At 36.8% G+C, this 18,103-nt stretch carries 14 protein-coding genes; 8 read left to right on the top strand and 6 right to left on the bottom strand.

Going from position 1 to position 18,103, the window contains the following annotated elements; translation table 11 throughout:
* Positions 1 to 32: 32 nt before the first annotated feature.
* On the bottom strand, positions 33 to 839 hold the full coding sequence (xthA, locus tag CICURV3402_RS04195; protein WP_158379968.1) for an exodeoxyribonuclease III: 807 nt from the start codon (positions 837 to 839) through the stop codon (positions 33 to 35).
* A gap of 705 nt (positions 840 to 1,544) precedes the next feature.
* Here xthA and murJ point away from each other — a divergent pair.
* A complete protein-coding gene (gene murJ / locus CICURV3402_RS04190) occupies positions 1,545 to 3,086 on the top strand; it encodes a murein biosynthesis integral membrane protein MurJ (RefSeq protein WP_158379967.1) in 1,542 nt (513 codons plus the stop codon).
* A gap of 6 nt (positions 3,087 to 3,092) precedes the next feature.
* Here murJ and argS read toward each other — a convergent pair whose 3' ends face one another.
* Positions 3,093 to 4,823 (bottom strand): arginine--tRNA ligase, encoded by a 1,731-nt coding sequence (argS, locus tag CICURV3402_RS04185; protein WP_158379966.1) that lies wholly within the window; start codon positions 4,821 to 4,823, stop codon positions 3,093 to 3,095.
* Positions 4,824 to 5,431: 608 nt separating this feature from the next.
* Here argS and brnQ point away from each other — a divergent pair.
* Positions 5,432 to 6,751 carry a branched-chain amino acid transport system II carrier protein gene (gene brnQ, locus CICURV3402_RS04180; protein ID WP_158379965.1) on the top strand — a complete coding sequence of 440 codons (1,320 nt, stop codon included), beginning with the start codon at positions 5,432 to 5,434 and terminating at the stop codon, positions 6,749 to 6,751.
* Between the two features lie 35 nt (positions 6,752 to 6,786).
* Here brnQ and dapB read toward each other — a convergent pair whose 3' ends face one another.
* Entirely contained in the window at positions 6,787 to 7,608 is an 822-nt protein-coding gene (gene dapB, locus CICURV3402_RS04175; protein WP_158379964.1) for a 4-hydroxy-tetrahydrodipicolinate reductase, read from the bottom strand.
* Positions 7,609 to 8,870: 1,262 nt separating this feature from the next.
* Between dapB and CICURV3402_RS07645 the strand changes: the two genes are divergently transcribed.
* From CICURV3402_RS07645 to CICURV3402_RS04155, 6 genes are all read left to right on the top strand, one after another.
* Complete coding sequence (locus CICURV3402_RS07645; RefSeq protein WP_158380023.1) at positions 8,871 to 9,131, top strand: hypothetical protein; 261 nt, start codon at positions 8,871 to 8,873, stop codon at positions 9,129 to 9,131.
* A gap of 218 nt (positions 9,132 to 9,349) precedes the next feature.
* Entirely contained in the window at positions 9,350 to 9,484 is a 135-nt protein-coding gene (locus CICURV3402_RS07185; RefSeq protein ID WP_268904300.1) for a hypothetical protein, read from the top strand.
* A gap of 317 nt (positions 9,485 to 9,801) precedes the next feature.
* Positions 9,802 to 9,999 (top strand): hypothetical protein, encoded by a 198-nt coding sequence (locus tag CICURV3402_RS04170; protein WP_158379963.1) that lies wholly within the window; start codon positions 9,802 to 9,804, stop codon positions 9,997 to 9,999.
* Between the two features lie 187 nt (positions 10,000 to 10,186).
* On the top strand, positions 10,187 to 10,459 hold the full coding sequence (locus tag CICURV3402_RS04165) for a hypothetical protein (protein ID WP_158379961.1): 273 nt from the start codon (positions 10,187 to 10,189) through the stop codon (positions 10,457 to 10,459).
* Between the two features lie 22 nt (positions 10,460 to 10,481).
* On the top strand, positions 10,482 to 10,688 hold the full coding sequence (locus CICURV3402_RS04160) for a hypothetical protein (protein WP_222837044.1): 207 nt from the start codon (positions 10,482 to 10,484) through the stop codon (positions 10,686 to 10,688).
* A gap of 366 nt (positions 10,689 to 11,054) precedes the next feature.
* The gene (locus CICURV3402_RS04155) at positions 11,055 to 11,285 is read left to right on the top strand and encodes a hypothetical protein (RefSeq protein ID WP_158379960.1); all 231 of its coding nucleotides are present in this window, start codon (positions 11,055 to 11,057) and stop codon (positions 11,283 to 11,285) included.
* A 2,439-nt stretch (positions 11,286 to 13,724) separates the two neighbouring features.
* Here the strand turns inward: CICURV3402_RS04155 and groL are convergent.
* The 3 genes from groL to recG form a co-directional block, all read right to left on the bottom strand.
* The gene (groL, locus tag CICURV3402_RS04150; RefSeq protein ID WP_158379959.1) at positions 13,725 to 15,383 is read right to left on the bottom strand and encodes a chaperonin GroEL; all 1,659 of its coding nucleotides are present in this window, start codon (positions 15,381 to 15,383) and stop codon (positions 13,725 to 13,727) included.
* A gap of 58 nt (positions 15,384 to 15,441) precedes the next feature.
* Positions 15,442 to 15,747: a co-chaperone GroES gene (locus CICURV3402_RS04145; RefSeq protein ID WP_158367599.1), complete on the bottom strand. Its 306-nt coding sequence runs from the start codon at positions 15,745 to 15,747 to the stop codon at positions 15,442 to 15,444.
* A 223-nt stretch (positions 15,748 to 15,970) separates the two neighbouring features.
* The gene (gene recG / locus CICURV3402_RS04140) at positions 15,971 to 18,052 is read right to left on the bottom strand and encodes an ATP-dependent DNA helicase RecG (protein WP_235667662.1); all 2,082 of its coding nucleotides are present in this window, start codon (positions 18,050 to 18,052) and stop codon (positions 15,971 to 15,973) included.
* Positions 18,053 to 18,103 lie beyond the last annotated feature (51 nt).

Below are 18,103 nucleotides of genomic sequence, written 5' to 3'. Positions count from 1 at the left end.
TCAGTTAGTTACAAAACAGTACTTTGCTTTCATCACAACTTAAATTCAGACCAAACAGGAGCATGATCAGAGGGTTTTTCCATTCCACGGATATCATAATCAATGCCACTGTTAATAGCCAAGCGCGCTAAAGGAATGCTTGCTAGTAATAAATCAATGCGAAGCCCTCGATTTTCATTAAAACCTTTTGAACGATAATCAAACCACGAATATTGATGTTCATAGTCAGGGTACGCAACTCGAAAGAGATCAATTAATCCCCAGGATTGAAGATGTTCAAACCAAGCACGCTCTTCTGGTAAAAAAGCACATTTACCGCTGCTTAACCAACGTTTTCGATTTTGTTCTCCAATACCAATATCTCCATTGGTGGGGCAAATATTAAAATCTCCCATGATCAGCACATGTAATTGCACAGAAAAATACTGTGTTAAATAGCGATGTAAATCTTCATAAAAACGGGCTTTGGCAAGAAATTTCGTAGGATGCAAACGACGTTCACCTTGCGGAAAATATCCATTGATCACAGTGATTGTGCCTTGAGGCGTTTTCAAATCGGCCATAATAATACGGCGTTGCGCATCTTCTTGATCTGTTGGAAAACCTCTGCGGATCGCTAAAGGCGAATCTTTCGTGAGTAATGCCACCCCATAATGACCTTTTTGCCCATGATAAAAAACATGATAGCCATGACGACGAACTTCCTCCAGAGGGAACATATCGTCATGGACTTTTGTTTCCTGTAAACCAATGAGATACGGATCATGTTTTTCAATAATAGCAGCGAGTTGATGAGGGTGCGCCCTCAGCCCATTTATATTAAAAGAAACAAATTTCACTTTAGCATCCACTTTGAGTCAAAAATAGGACGGTATACTAACAGTCCAGCAAAAGTGAAAAAAGATGGAGCAGTCGACTTTTTGATCGGCATATACCCTATCAACTGAATGTATGGATTTTTAATGAAAAATGCACCTCATTTTTCATTAAAATAATGATTTTAACAGAGTTTAGCCATCTCATTTTTTGGTCATATTTGCATGGTGCTTTACAGTGACCCTTAAGGTAAAGGACTGGGATAAATCCTTTTCAATTGCAATCCCACGCGTTTCATCGTATAATAAATATAGAATAAAAAACAAATTTAACGACCAATACGCTTAGCTATAAATTACCCTGTATAAAAAGTATCATTGTCCAAGTCCAGCTTTTAAACGTTGCTCTGCAATCTAAAAACTTCAGTCAGACTGCCTTAGAAAAGGCATTAAGAGTTTTTCAGCCCACTATTTTAATAGTAAATTAAATAAAGATGCCTCAAGAGGTTCTAAAAAATTGTAGACATTTCCCATCTAAAAGTGAATCCTGATTCGCTTGCACACGATGTAGGATAGATGGGGCATCTTTATTAATGTGTTGATTGAATGTTAGAAATACTCATTTCTTTTAATCAATGTCCCAGCAATTTTGTCATGCATCTCTTCAGATAGCGACGTTATCCATAAAGCGATACAAACTCATTCTTAAAATGACATGTTTGGCACTATATGAATCTATTAAAATCGCTGGCAACCGTCAGTTCCATGACCTTTTTTTCTCGGATATTAGGATTTACTCGTGATGCAATCGTTGCTAAAACATTCGGTGCAGGGGTAGCGAGCGATGCGTTTTTCGTTGCTTTTAAATTACCAAATCTGTTAAGGCGTATTTTTGCTGAAGGGGCTTTTTCTCAAGTCTTTGTGCCGATTTTAGCAGAATATAAAAATCAAAAAGGAGAAGAGGCCACACGCACCTTTGTCGCTTACATTTCAGGCGCACTAAGCTTGGTCTTAATCATGATCACCGCATTAGGTATACTTGTCGCACCTTGGATCATTTACGTCACGGTGCCGGGTTTTTGTGATACACCCGATCAATTTGCCTTTGCTTTAACTTCTTCTTTACTACGTATTACCTTTCCTTATATTTTTTTAATTTCATTGGCTTCTTTGGCAGGAGTATTACTCAATACCTGGAATCATTTTTCGATTCCTGCTTTTACACCTACCCTCCTCAATATCAGCATGATAGGGTTTGCTTTATTTGCTGCTCCTTATTTTGATCCGCCTATATTGGCATTGGCTTGGGGGGTGTTGTTGGGAGGAGTCCTCCAGCTATTTTATCAATTGCCTTATTTAAAAAAAATCGGGATGCTCGTTTTACCCCGTATTAATTTAAAACATGCTGGAAGTTGGCGCGTGATGAAACAAATGTGCCCTGCTATTTTAGGGGTCTGCGTCAGTCAAATTTCTTTAATCATCAATACTATTTATGCTTCTTTTTTGGTCTCAGGTTCTGTTTCTTGGATGTATTATGCGGATCGTTTGATAGAATTTCCCGCGGGGATATTAGGTGCCGCATTAGGTACCATTTTATTACCTTACCTTGCGAAAAGTTTTGCAAATGGCGAGGTACTTGAATATTCCAGACTGATTGATACGGGTCTTCGGCTGTGTTTGTTATTAGCTTTACCTGCAGCTTTTGCCTTAATCATCATTGCCAAACCTTTGACCCTGTCCTTATTTCAATATGAGAAATTCACCGCTTTTGACGCAGAAATGACACAAAGAGCGTTAATTGCCTATTCGATTGGTTTGCCAGGATTGATGATCATCAAAGTATTATCACCCGGATTTTATTCGCGCCAAGATATTAAAACGCCCATGAAGATAGCGTTGTTCACATTATTCATGACTCAAATAATGAATCTGATCTTCATTGGTCCTTTAAAACACGCAGGTTTATCCCTCTCTATTAGTTTGGCTGCCTGCCTAAACGCCGCATTACTCTATTGGCAATTACGCAAAAAAAATATTTTTCAATCACAAAGCGGTTGGTGCCCATTTATCGCAAAATTATTGATGGCAGTTTCTGTGATGTGTGTAGTTTTATTTGGACTACTATCGATCATGCCCCCTTGGGATTTAGGAGGAATGATCTACAGATTGTTCCGTTTGTCAGGTATTGTGATTGCAGGGGCCATCTCTTATTTTACAGTTTTATTAATTTTAGGAGTTAGACTCAGACATTTTTTTCAGAGATTACATTAAACTTCCTTACATTCTCTCGACCGTCTCAATGCCTAAATTCTCTAGCCCCAGCTTAAGAGTTTTTGCAGTCAGCCAAGCTAATTTTAATCGGCTCTGACGAATCTGTTTATTTTTGGCATTAAGCATAGGACAAGACTCATAAAAAGTAGAAAATTGGGTGGCTAAATCATAAAGATACGAACACATCAAATGAGGCGTACCATCCCGAGCCATAGTGCTGATCATTTCTTCAAACTGTAATAAACGAATGGCTAAACTCCTTTCTTTTTCCTCTTGAATGAGAACAGGCGATATGATCTTTTTTTCATCCAAGCCTGATTTTTTAAATAATGATGTCACACGGCTATATGCGTATTGAATATAGGGGGCTGTATTGCCTTCAAATGACAACATACGATCCCAATCAAAAATATAATTAGTGGTTCGATTTTTTGATAAATCCGCATATTTAACTGCCCCTATCGCCACGGATTGAATCAGGTTATTGAAATCGGCTTCATTCAAATCTGGATTTTTCTCCCTAATTAATTTCCCTGCACGTTCTACTGCTTCATCTAGCAAATCTGATAATTTGACGGTCCCACCTGTACGAGTTTTAAAAGGCTTGCCATCTTTTCCAAGCATCATGCCGAACATATGATGCTCCAATGCAACAGATTCAGGCACATAACCTGCAAGGCGCGCAATTGCCCAAACTTGGGCTAAATGTTGATTCTGACGAGAATCGATATAATACAAAATACGGTCTGCCTTTAAGATTTCACACCGATATTTGACGCAAGCAATATCAGTGGTCACATAAAGATATCCCTTATCTTTTTTTTGAATCACCACTCCCATCGGCTTGCCCATTTTATTTTGATATCCTTCAAGGAAGACCAACATAGAACCTTGATCTTTGACCGCAACGCCTTTGGCAATCAAATCTTCAACAATATTCGGCAACATATCGTTATAGAGGCTTTCGCCCATCATATCCTCAGGGGTCAGAGTCACTTTGAGGCGTTCGTAAGATAGGTGATTTTGTGTCATTGTGATATCAACTAGTTTTTGCCATATCTCACGACAATAGGGATCCCCGCTCTGTAGTTTGACGACATAATCCCGCGCACGCTGAGCGAAAATTTCATCCGCATCATAATGTTTCTTTGCTTCGCGATAAATATTTTCTAAATCTGATAACGCCATTTCTAGATCATGATGATGTTGAATTTTTTCTAGATAGGCGATCAGCATGCCAAACTGAGTTCCCCAATCACCGATATGATTTGCTCGAATCACATGATGACCAAGAAAAGACAAAGTGCGCGCCATCGCATCGCCAATAATGGTTGAACGTAAATGACCGACATGCATTTCTTTGGCAACATTAGGAGACGAGTAATCGATCACAATTCTTTCAGGCGTCACCGGAGTTAATCCTAATTTTGGCCCGATAAAAATCTCCTCTATTTTTTGAGAGATCCATTGCTCATCTAAAAAAATATTGATAAATCCTTGGCCGGCGATCTCTACTTTTCTAGCAATACCTGTGAGATCAAGATGCTCAAGCACTTTTGCTGCTAATTCTCTAGGGGGGATGCGTTGTTTTTTTGCGCAGGACATCACACCATCGGCCTGATAATCCCCAAATTGCGTTCTACCTGAAGGATGTAGCTGAGCATCGCTGTCATCAGGCGCACCAGCCATTATCAGGGCATGACGTATTTTTTCTGATAAAAATAGTTGAATATTCAAGAGATAAGCCTTAATACGAGGTTATTGAGTCGCCACATTTTAACAAAAATATTTTACAAAATCATGAATGATATACTGATCATTAACTTTTTATAAAATTGATACTCACTTTTTCATGTTAATGAAAATTAATATGATTAAAATTTAAAAAATAATATTAACATTATAAAATGTATTATCATTTATAAATAAACATTTTATTTTATAAAATATAAATACATTTTTATTCTTTCAACTAAAACGATTAATTTATTTTTGCATTTAAGTTTGATCTAATGAATAAAATATCTTACTAATTATTTATATTAATTAATCTTTCATCATCTTAATAAAAAAACGAGTATAGTTTTATTAATTTTTTATTTTATAATATCTTTATGCTAAAAATGACTCATATTTATTTAGCTATTTTATTCATTTAAATTTAAAGAGATAACGATAATATATTTTATAAAAATAAAAAACTTTACATATCATAAAAATAATTATATTACTTAAAAATTGTCATAAATTTATATGATTTTTAATAAACTGGGAAAATGGATAATGAAATTTTTCTACCGGATTAATTGACTAAATAACACAATAAATTAGGTGAAAAAATCAGTATGAATAATCGCTTATCGTTTAGAGATATTTTGGCATTAGGTTTTATGACTTTTGCCTTGTTTATAGGGGCCGGTAATATTATCTATCCCCCTATAATAGGTTTTCAATCTGGCGAACACTTATTGCTTGCAGCAACAGGGTTTTTAATAACAGCTGTGGGTTTACCTGTCATTACTGTTATCGCATTAGCACGTGTTGGAGGGGGAATTGATAACTTAAGTGCCCCGATAGGTCGAAAAGCAGGTCTGATTTTAGCTACAGCGTGCTATTTATGTGTTGGACCTTTGTTTGCCACTCCCCGTACTGCCACTGTTTCTTTTGAACTTGGTATTGCTCCCCTTACCGGCGACAGCGCATTGCCCTTGCTAATTTATACTGTCATTTACTTCGGGTTGGTGGTTTTTATTTCCTTATACCCTGGCCGTTTGTTAGACAGTATTGGGCATATCTTGGCTCCTTTAAAAATCTTGGCTTTGAGCATTCTTGGCATCTCTGCCTGTTTGTGGTCTTCGGGTTCTACGATCCCTGTCAGTGACATTTATCAACAAATTCCCTTTTCAACGGGTTTTGTTAATGGTTACTTAACCATGGATACTCTTGGAGCTTTAGTATTCGGGATTGTGATTGTGAATACAGCTCGTTCTCGTGGCATTGTTTCTCCGGTGTTACTGACACGCTATACCATTTATGCTGGTTTGATTTGTGGTATTGGGCTGACATTAATTTATATGAGTTTATTTAAATTAGGATCTGATAGCGGTGTTTTAATTCCAAACGCTCAAAATAGTACCGTCATTTTACACGCTTACGTTCAGCATACCTTTGGTAATTTAGGAAATATTTTTTTGGCAGGGCTTATTTTCATTGCCTGTATGATCACTGCGATTGGTTTAACCTGCGCCTGTGCTGAATTTTTCAGTCAATTTGTGCCTTTTTCTTATCGCACATTGATTTTTATATTAGGTCTTTTTTCAATGCTGGTTTCAAATTTGGGATTAAGTCATCTTATTTATTTTTCGGTTCCTGTACTGACAGCTATTTATCCTCCTTGCATTGTATTAGTCTTATTAAGTTTTACCTTAAACTGGTGGCGTAATCAAAGCATTATCGTTTCCTCAGTCATGCTAATGAGTTTGATTTTTGGTATTTTTGATGGCCTGAAAGCTTCAGTTTTCTCAGATCTATTACCTTCTTGGATCGAACATTTTCCTTTAACAAAAGAAGGGCTGGCTTGGTTATTGCCCTCTATCGTCACTTTTCTGATCGTTGCAATCTATGATCGCATTTTTTCTAGAGAGCAAAAAAACGTTTCGTCTTAAAGATATCTTCCTCGCCTTTTAAAAGGCGAGGAGCTTTAAAATTTATTGAAATCAAGTACATCATTCATATCAAAAACCCCATTTTGATTTTTTTTAGCGAGCCAAAGCGCGGCTCTGACAGCCCCATTTGCAAAATTGATTCTACTGGTCGCTTTATGAGTCATTTCAAAACTTTCTCCTATACCGGTAAATAACACGGTATGTTCCCCAACAATATCACCCGCTCGAATAGTAGAAAAATGAATTTTTCCGAATGCTCTTTCATTTAAGGAAGCTGTCAGATCAAAAATAGTTTCTTTTTGTAAATCTTTACCTAACGCTTTTGCAATTCTTTCCCCCATTGCTAAGGCCGTACCAGAGGGGGCATCTTTTTTATAACGATGATGTACTTCAATAATTTCAATATCTGAATGATTCCCTATCATGATGGCCGTTTTTTCTAAAAATTGTAGCATCAGGTTGACTCCGATACTAAAGTTTGCTGAAAATACAATCCCTATTTTTTTTGCCGCTTTTTTGATCTCTGCTTTACCTAACTCATCAAAACCTGTAGTGCCAATAATCATGGATTTTTTCTGCTTGCAGCAAAAGTCTAAGTGAGAGAGCGTTGCCTGTGGAGAGGTAAAATCAATCATAATGTCAAACGCATCAGAGATCACTTCTAAATTATCACTAAACACAACCTTAATTGAACCAATACCGGCAAATTCGCCCGCATCTATGTTAATCAGTGGAGATTTTTTGCGTACTAAGGCAGCGACAAGGGTCGCTGCTTCAGATTGATGAACCGCCTGAATCAATTGCAGACCCATACGCCCTGAAGCACCCAAAATAGCAATCCGCACTTTTTTTTTCATAATTATCCTTTTTGATAAAATGAATTCATAACGAAATAGCGAAATAATTTATGAAATATATGACAGGATTTTACTTTTTTGTGAATGATTTTTTAAAAAATTGAACCCTGAAAGCCTAAATTTAAGTTAACGTTATGGATTAAATTTCTCAAAAATCTTAGATAAATATAGTGCTTACACCTCTTAAATCGCTTTTTCTAATTTAATTATAATAAAATGAGCCTCCTCAATATTTTAAAAATTAAGATTCATTAATAATAAAAATATTTATTCATTTTTAATCCAAATGAATGTGATGTATAGATTTACTTATAAAAAACACGGAGAGTACGAAAAAATAGATTATACTAAAAATCCAAATATTTATGGAAATATCAAATAATATGTTGGGGCGGACGAATAACAGATTAATAAATCTTTGCGTTCAGTGAGATCCGACAATCTTTATATAAGTATAAAAACTAAATCTGAAACAAATTTTGTTGTTCATGGTTTTTTGAAAAAAATAAAGCAACAACCAGACACCAGTGAGTTCATCGTATTTAGTACAATCACAGTAACATAATCAGGGTATGAACTACTATCTTCAAAGTGCAGTCGTGTTATCAACCAAAGTGTAGAATATTCTTCTGTTACACTTAAATGCCGAAGATTGGCTTTCTAGTTCTGTGTCAGAAAACTAAGAGGTATGAACGATAGAAAAAAGTCATACTTATCTTCGATAAAACAGTACCAAAGTACAATCTTTTTACTGGTTAACTTCCCGAACACGTTTTTGTCTCTCCCTCTATAGATCTCACTGTTTCTGATTATGAAGACTCTGGTGGAATCCGGTATGTGCATCTTAAAAAATTGATATTGATAGAGGTGCTAAAACATTTTCCATATTTGATGATCGTGAATAAGTCCTACTCCGTTACGTCGGTTATTTTCATCAATCAATAATGGTGGTATGGTAATTATGAATTTCATTTGTCAGTTAAATCACACGACAATGCATCGCGACCTGCATGTGACAAATCGATAAAAATCCCTGAATTAAAACGATCAGGGATCAAAAATCAATACAATCTTGCTGTTAAAAAATTCAATTAAAATAATCCAATATAGCCACCTGAAATTAATACTAATGGCTATAGTGACGCCGATATATTAATGAGCACTACTCCCAAAGCAGTAGATGCTTTCCTCTTCAGTCAATAAGAGAGAATACAGGTGAAGATCGACTTAAGCAATACTGAGACCCGTTTAATGGCCAACTCATTATACATCTTAATGAACGCCATCACCAAACGTTGGGCGGCTATCAAGCGCAAGCCTCGTCGAATTACTTCAGCGTGTTGAATGAAAAACTTAAAGCAAGTCATGGGATCGATACAACACCAGACTATATCAGATTAGTGCGGTGTCCGTCGGCAGGCACGGACGGTGAGGGCTTTAAGAGCTATCGCCAGCAGTTAGAAGAAGCCCTACATCAGAAAGCAAGGTGGCGTCTAGAGATGGGACCCGTCATCTCCTGGTGAACGTGAATCAAGAAGACAGAAAAATATTGGTCGTGAAGAGAGCCAATCGCCCTATTTTAGATAAGTTCGATAAAATCGTATGCAATTAGGTGCATCAGAATGAATTCATGACCAAAAACAGTCTCACAGCTCGTACGAATCGGGTATTAACCGTGATGGATAATCTGGCCTTGGGTGAGCAAACGATTGGCGCGCTCGATGAACAATATGTCTAACAAATGAGTACGGCACTCACAGAATCGATACTAGAAATCCAGCGGGCCCTTTGGGGTGAGTTAAAAATCGTGCCGCTATTAGACTGTTGGGTCGGTCTCAATCGAGTCGGCGGTCGAGTGGGTTTGGGTATGCAATGATACGTTTACCTTCTAGGTCTGCGTGATATAAAACGCACTATCAAGTGTCTACAAAACACGATTTAAACCAAGAAAAGAAGAAAGAGTCGAATGCTCAATTGAGATTAGGGCCTTGACTCTTTTGCCTCGAATCTAGCGATTAATCCCATCTAATATAGGTTAGATCGATATGACAGCCGTTTAGCACAAAAAGAGATGAAAATGGATTTTAAACTGATACCTTTGGAAAGGCCCTTATTAGGATGATTATCTTTTATTTTCGACATACATTAAACTTACCAAGCGTTTGCTGAGCTGAGCAAAACGACCGTCCGATATTGCGCCAAGACTTTATCGTCAACGGCACCCTAGCTTCATTAGGCGTGACGTTAGGCATCGACATAGTCATGGCGATAGAGGGCACGCTAGATCTTATCGCAGGCCCTACTAAGCTCATTAGATTTTGGCTCAAGCAAGAAAGAATATACGCTGTCTCTGATAACACAAGCACAGATGTTGATATCTTATTATCCTAAAATCAAAATGGTATATAGCAGTCTCTGTCAAGTATCACCTCAGACACAACATTATAAAAAATCATCTCCAATAAAATGACAGAAGACCACATACTTCCAGAGGACTTAGAAAAATAAAAAATTCTCGTTGTTGACAAGAAAGAAAAATCTACTAAAACTGAATTATCTCATTTGTATTCTTAAGGAAATGATAGGTGTCAAATTATCTTCCTTGTTTAATGCGCCGCCGGTCTTGACGGATGTTAATGAACACGACGATCTAGATGTCGTGTCTTTTGTCGAAAAAAAGATATATGTCTATTATAGTGATAAAAAAAACCCTTTGCCTTCTGTAGAAGAAGTCGCTTTATCGACACTGTCACTTAATCAGGAGACGCATGTCCATGCTCGTCAATATGCCCATTATCTGTCAGGTAACCTGAATGGGGATCATCCTGAGCGAGATTCTTCCTGTGACTAAAAAATGGGAATGACAGACGCTATTGGGTACACATAATAGGAAGAAGCACCCATGTATACGTTTAGTCAATCAAAAACAAGTACCTATGAAAAAATTGAATGGCAATGTTCATCCTAGTCATCTACAACTACAGGATATAAACGGAGATGGGCGAGCTGGTTTGATGGCGATTCAAGAGGATGGTAGTTACACCATTTTTCATGGCCAGAATACGGCACCCTCAGTGTAGGCAGAAGACACCATCTATTAAGAACATAGGTACATGGTCGGCCTATCTGCCCAATCTGTTGGCAAGCAGGATAGTGTGCATACACCCTCTCGAGGTCCTGACGGGTCATAGGACGTTAATCTTTCTCAATGAGGGCCAGATATACGGGCACCCTTCGGACAAGCGTGCGTGAATCTGACTTTACGGCTTACTATTGATTAGGCGGGGTAATGATGAGATAAGAGACCATCAAGAAAACCGAAACACTTTTGATGTCTGTGGGGAAGACACACTAAGCCTAATCGAAGGACGGCTTAGTTAGGGAGCGAAGGGAATCGACACCTATCATATTTTGAAAATATTCTCCCAAATAATAGTGTTATCGAGGTGAAAGAAAGCGCCTGTTCTCACAAGTACAGCAATATGGTATTGGATCACACTGCGGCTAATATCATCAAAGTGTCTTTAAAAAGCGCCGATATTATACTTAACTTGCATAATGATAATTATGCCCAAACTGAGGTCATATTAAAAGACATGTACCGCGAACTAACTCAGAATAAGGAGAAGGCACTAAAAGACCGTTATACTTTGCAGACCAGTGATAGCATTTTTTAAAAGGATTTCAAAATACGTCGAGTCAAACAGAAGCGCAAGATTTATTATTCCACAGAAGTGACTCTGGTGTGGGTGAGGGTATGAAAATCAAACATCATGATGCATTCAAAATAGAGCCGTTAGCTGAAACAATGATTTTTAACAGTGCCTCATAAAATGAATAGAGTCGGCTAATAATAAAATATGGATATCAATTGGCTATATAATTTTAGTTATTTAACTTGACATTTCAAAAAGTATTTGAACCAATTCATGTTCCAGATATAAAGCTGGCTGGGCTCAGTTATCTGGTTTATGACACCTTTATCTGTCACCTTTTGATAAGGTTCCGCAATTACGCATCACACATGAGGTTGTTCAGCTATTTGCTACTCTACTATCGATATAATATATTGTTATCATTATATTTCACTATACTAATGGCTCTAGGAATACTAATGGTTTTATTAATAAAAGATTCCTGTTCATGAGTTTAACTATCAGTTAAGTGCCATTCAGAAAATATACTTTTTCTCCTAAATCTAAATAGTAAAATAAGTAAAGATTTAATTTATTGACACGATTCTCCTTCTGAAAAAGTTCAAACCTTTATTTTATTCTTCCCTTTTAAAGACGTTCCATCGGGTTGAATAATGTGACACTCCTCATGTAACGCCGAAAAATTTGTCTAAATTATTTTTACAACCATTCATATAATCGTCACCCAATTTTTTACACCCGATTTATTTATAAAAATCTCCTTATGAAATGTTTAAAAAATCAATTAATTGAAATTCAAAAAGTTTATCAAAAAACTTTGTGATTCATTAAAACTAAACTCTTTAGTCAGATTTTGTACATTAATTGTAATCAGGATAATAAACTTTAATGTTTGAGTGTAAGATACACAGAAACAATCACTCACAAAAATTATTCGACCAGATGAGAACGATGAGGGAGGTTGAAATCCTGTTTTTCAGTGGCTGTCAGCGAATTAAATTCCATGGTGCTTTTTAAAATTCATTTTTACCGTTTTCTAGTGCTGTAAACAGCCCATATCAAGCAAAAATTACTGAGGGTCATCATGTTATTTTCTATACAAAGTTTATCTATTTTTTAATTGATTTCATTATTATCTACCTTTAATAAGATAGAGATTTTAGCATCATTTTGAGGCTTACTAATTTCTCCACTAAGTGAATTTTTCATTTATTAACAAATTTGCCTCCCCTCTTCGAATCAAAAGCTGAATTAAAATCGAATTGAATTTCAATGTTTCTACATTTTTTCAACTTCTAAACAAAATGTTTCCGAGGCATTCCAATTGAAATCAGGTCTATTTTCGACATAATCCCTCTTTTTCTTCAAAAAAAGTCGCAATGAATATTGCAGAGATGAGTTCATTTTTAAGATTTACATCAGTTTCTGCTTTATTGATTTTAGAATTTATTTTATAAAATAAACGATACAGTTGAAGACGGTTAATAATACAATTTACCCTTCTTATGTTTTGTAAGTTATTTACATAACGGACAGTCACGCCAATAACACAATTTTTAGAAGATTCTTTATTATTATAATTTTGACGAAATTTTTCGCTTGGCTGTATCGTTTACTTTGTTGTTAGATTTTTTCTCTATTTTGTCATATTCTCAACTTTATGTTTTTCTGCTAATTCTAATAATTTTTCAAACATTTCGCTTCTTTTAAAATTTACTTAAAAATTCTCATCTAAAATATTAATTTTTTACTAATTTATTACATTGTTTATTAATTTTAGCTGTACTTCTGTTGTTGACTAAAATGAATTTCATATAATATGCTGTTTATTTAGTAAATATATTTTTATGTTTTTTATTTTTGTGTTTGCACGATTAATAAAGTTTATGCTGTTCGATAACATCGTCATAAGTATCTTATGTATCATTAATTTTAAATCAGTTAATTTGAATATTTCAAATGAAAATAATTTGCTTTAAATAAAAAAATTTTTGATGACATAATATACACTTTATGAAAATAAAAAAACTAACAAAAACGCCCATTAAATAGTTTTAAGAAACGAACAAATGAAATTTCAATATTAATAAAATACACACTACATCCATAATTCACGATCTCTTATTAAATTAATAGGCAACATCAGCTAAAATGGTGTTTTTATCAAGATGACCGCTATTTGAGTGGTCCAACTCGGGTAATGAGTTCATTATCTAAGTTCCTCAGATTAGAGTGGAGTTTAAGAAATGGGAGTGATTGAAAAATTCAAAAGCACTAAATTTCCTAATTGTTAACAAAGTTAAAAGTCATTTATATATTTTAAAGTAAATGAACCACTTTTTTAAACCGTGTCTTCTTTTAAAAAAGAAGCGGCTTTCTTAAGAAGAAAGGTTATAGCTCATTGAGCTATAACCTTGGCATTCATGTAACAGATTGACTATGTATGTGATGCTTTTTGTATTACATCATACCATTCATTCCGCCCATTCCGCCCATTCCGCCAGAACCCATATCAGAGGCCTTTTCTTCCTTCGGTAAATCAGTGACCATACATTCAGTCGTTATCATTAATCCTGCAATAGAAGCGGCATATTGCAATGCAGAACGTGTCACTTTGGTAGGATCTAAAATTCCCATCTCAATCATGTCACCATAAGCTTCTGTTTGTGCATTATAGCCGTAATTATCATTTCCTTTGTTTTCTTTGACTTTATTAGCAATCACAGAGGCTTCTTCTCCAGCATTGACTACAATCTGACGCAGAGGAGACTCCATGGCACGAAGAGCAACACGAATACCCACATTTTGATCTTCGTTATCTCCTTGCAAGTTAGAATTTGCAATTCTGGAAGCGACACGGATCAAAGCAACTCCGCCGCCTGGAACAACCCCTTCTTCTACTGCTGCTCTTGTTGCTTGTAAAGCATCTTCTACACGAGCTTTTTTCTCTTTCATCGCAATTTCAGTCGGAGCGCCCACTTTTATAACAGCGACTCCCCCTGACAATTTAGCAACACGCTCTTGCAGTTTTTCTTTATCATAATCAGAAGTCGCATTTTCAATCTGCTTCTTAATATTTTGAATACGAGCCTCGATCTTCGATTTTTCACCTGCTCCATCAATAATAGTGGTTGCATCTTTAGTAATAACGATGCGTTTTGCATTACCCAGATTTTCTTTCGTTGCTTTTTCTAAAGAATCTCCTGTTTCTTCTGAAAGAACATGACCGTGAGTTAATATCGCGATATCTTGTAGCATCTCTTTACGGCGATCTCCAAACCCAGGGGCCTTGACAGCAGAGACCTTGACGATGCCTCTCATCGTATTCACCACCAAGGTTGCCAAAGCTTCACCTTCAACATCTTCTGCGATAATGAGTAAGGGTTTTCCTTCTTTTGCCACCACTTCTAAGATGGGTAACATGTCTCTGATGTTAGAGATTTTTTTATCGACTAATAAAATATAGGGATTATCAAATTCAATGGAGCTGCTTTCTTGCTTGTTAATAAAATAAGGGGAAAGATAACCGCGATCAAACTGCATTCCTTCCACAACGATTAGGTCGTCTTCCAGACCAGAGGCTTCTTCAACGGTGATCACACCTTCGTTAGTAACCCTCTCCATGGCGTCTGAAATTAATTTACCTACTCTTGCATCTGCATTAGCAGAGATGGTGCCGACCTGTGCAATTTCTTTAGAGTCTTTGCAAGGTTTAGATATAATTTTAAGTTCTTTAACAGCGGTTTCTACTGCTTTATCAATACCACGCTTAAGATCCATGGGATTCATGCCTGCTGCAACTGCCTTTAACCCCTCTGTGACAATGGATTGTGCTAACACGGTCGCTGTGGTGGTACCGTCTCCTGCGGCATCGTTTGCTTTAGAGGCAACTTCCTTGACCATTTGAGAACCCATGTTTTCAAATTTGTCTTCTAGCTCAATTTCACGGGCCACAGAAACGCCGTCTTTAGTAATAGAAGGCGCTCCATAAGATTTATCTAATACGACATTCCTACCTTTTGGACCCAAAGTCACTTTCACTGCATTAGCGAGAACGTTGACACCCTTTAACATTTTTTTTCGGGCGTCATTACCAAATTTTAAGTCTTTAGCTGCCATTTTACTTTCCTTAAATTTGTTGTGGTTCTAAAAATTTATTGACGGATGCGTTGGGCATTTATGCCCCAACAATTGCTAAAATGTCGGATTCAGAGAGGATTAAAACCTCTTCATTGTCAATTTTTTCTGACTTCACACCATAGCTATCGTTGAAAATAACACGGTCGCCTACTTTAACGTCCATAGGTCTCGCCTGACCGTTTTCGAGGATGCGACCTTTACCCACTGCTATTACTTTACCGCGGCTAGATTTACCCGCCGCAGAACCAGTTAAAACAATACCCCCAGCGGATTTAGATTCAGCCTCTTCGCGTTTAAGAATAACACGGTCATGTAACGGACGAAGTTCTTTACTGTTTGACATTCATAGTTCTCCTGATTGAGACAATTATTATCATATTTAAGATTCATTCTGATCCATTTTAGTCGATCAGCACCTCAGTATAGTAAATGGGGGTGTTTTCCTTTGCCTTCAAGGGAAGTGATAAAAAAATTATTCAGAATTGAGAAAACGTTTATAAAAAATTTTCAGTGAGAGTCTATTACCTTATGTAAGACATAATTCTTATATTTTTCTTACATTTAAATTAAGCATGTCGATAATGTTCTCCTTCAGGCAACCAACGCTCCATTAATATTTTTGCTTGTTGAGGATATTCTTTATGTAAAATAAGCGCCCACTTACAAATTTGAGATAATAAATCTTGATCTCTGACGATATCTGCCACCTTAAATTTTAAAGAACCGGTTTGACGGGTACCCAATAACTGACCTGGCCCTCGTATTTCTAAATCTTTTTCTGCTATCAAAAAACCATCATGAGTTTCACGCATGATTTGCAAACGCTGCTGGGCGACTTTGCTCAACGGGGTTTTATATAACAATACGCAATAGGAGGCGATATAACCTCTGCCAATTCTCCCTCGTAGTTGATGTAATTGTGCCAATCCAAGACGTTCAGGATTTTCAATGATCATTAAACTGGCATTAGGCACATTGATTCCCACTTCGATGACCGTAGTCGCAACTAATAGCTGTATTTCTCCGCGATGAAAAGCTTGCATAATAATATCTTTTTCAGACTCTTTGACCCTACCATGTAATAAACCCATTTGAATATCTGGAAGTGCTTTTTTTAGCTCTTCGTAAGTGACTTCAGCGGCCTGCGCTTCTAATAGCTCAGATTCATCAATCAATGTACAGACCCAGTAAGCTTGTCTACCTTCTGATAAACAGATTTCTTTAATACGATCAATAATCTCAATACGACGAGTATCCGGTATGACCACCGTATGAATAGGAATGCGATCAGAGGGTAATTCATTAATGATAGAAGTATCCAAATTCGCATAGGCACTCATGGTGAGTGTTCGTGGAATAGGGGTCGCTGTCATGATAAGCTGATGTGGGTGAAAGCCCTGTTTTTCTGCTTTCGACCATAATGCTAAACGTTGATGAACACCAAATCGGTGCTGTTCATCAATAATCACTAAAGCTAAAGCTGAAAATTTTACCTGTAGTTGAAAAATAGCCTGTGTCCCTATCACCATCAAGATCTTTCCTGAAGCAATGGCGTCTTGCTGAGCTTGACGTAACTTACCTTTTTGTTTTCCTAAGAGGCATCCTACAGACAATCCAAAAGGGGTAAACCATTGCTGAAATTGAGTCAGGTGTTGCTCTGCCAATATTTCAGTCGGTGCCATCAGGGCGACTTGCTTACCATGAGCAATGACTTGCAGTGCAGCCAATGCAGCAACCAATGTTTTACCCGAACCCACATCTCCTTGAATCAGCCGCATCATTGGAGTCGATCGGGCCAGATCACGTTCAATCTCTACAACCACTCTTTGTTGAGCCGACGTCATTTTAAAAGTCAAAGAAGATAAAAAAATTTTTTTCAACGCCTCCTTTTTAGAAAAAGGAAGCGCACGATGATGTTTTGCATTTTTACGAGCGGTTAATAAACTCAAGTGATAGGCCATTAATTCTTCAAAAATCAGCCGTATGCATGCCGGATGTCGCCATTGTGTTAATTTTTCTAGTGAAATATTTTTAGGCGGACGATGTAGTGTTTTTATAGCTTCTGGCAAGCTCATTAATGAAGTCATCAATTGAGAAGGTAAAATCTCAGGAATAGGCGTGGCTTCAAGCAAGACAAGCGCCTGACCCACTAATTTATTTAAAGTCCTCTGAGAAAGACCTTCTGTTGTGGAATAAATCGGCGTCAGTACAGTGCTCATAAGCGTTTCATTATTCTTTCTTTGTATTTTGAATTTTGGATGAATCATTTCTAGTCCATAATAACCTTCTTTCACTTCTCCGTAGACAATCACATTTTTACCCACAGATAGCGCATTTTGGATGCCTTTATTAAAATGAAAAAAGCGTAAAATTAAGGTGCCTGTGCCATCCTCAATGTGACAAGTGAGCATCCGCCGGCGGCCTGAGCTCATCTCAGTCTGCGCTATTTTCCCATGAACAGCACGACAAAGGCCATGCTCTAAACTTTCTATGGAATAAAGATGAGTCAGATCTTCATAACGTAAAGGCAGATGCAACAACACGTCCTGTACATTGGCCAAATTTAGCTTGACCAGCTTTGTCATATGATTTTCACTGATACCTGATAGATCACTGAGAGGAATATGATGAAGGAAATCACCTTTCACTGAAGACTCCATGTATGAATAGGCCTATCCAAGATTTACGAAGGACTGTGA

The sequence above is a fragment of the Candidatus Williamhamiltonella defendens genome, from assembly GCF_900699045.1.
Taxonomy (GTDB): domain Bacteria; phylum Pseudomonadota; class Gammaproteobacteria; order Enterobacterales; family Enterobacteriaceae; genus Hamiltonella; species Hamiltonella defensa_A.
This window is presented reverse-complemented; position numbering and strand designations above follow the sequence as displayed.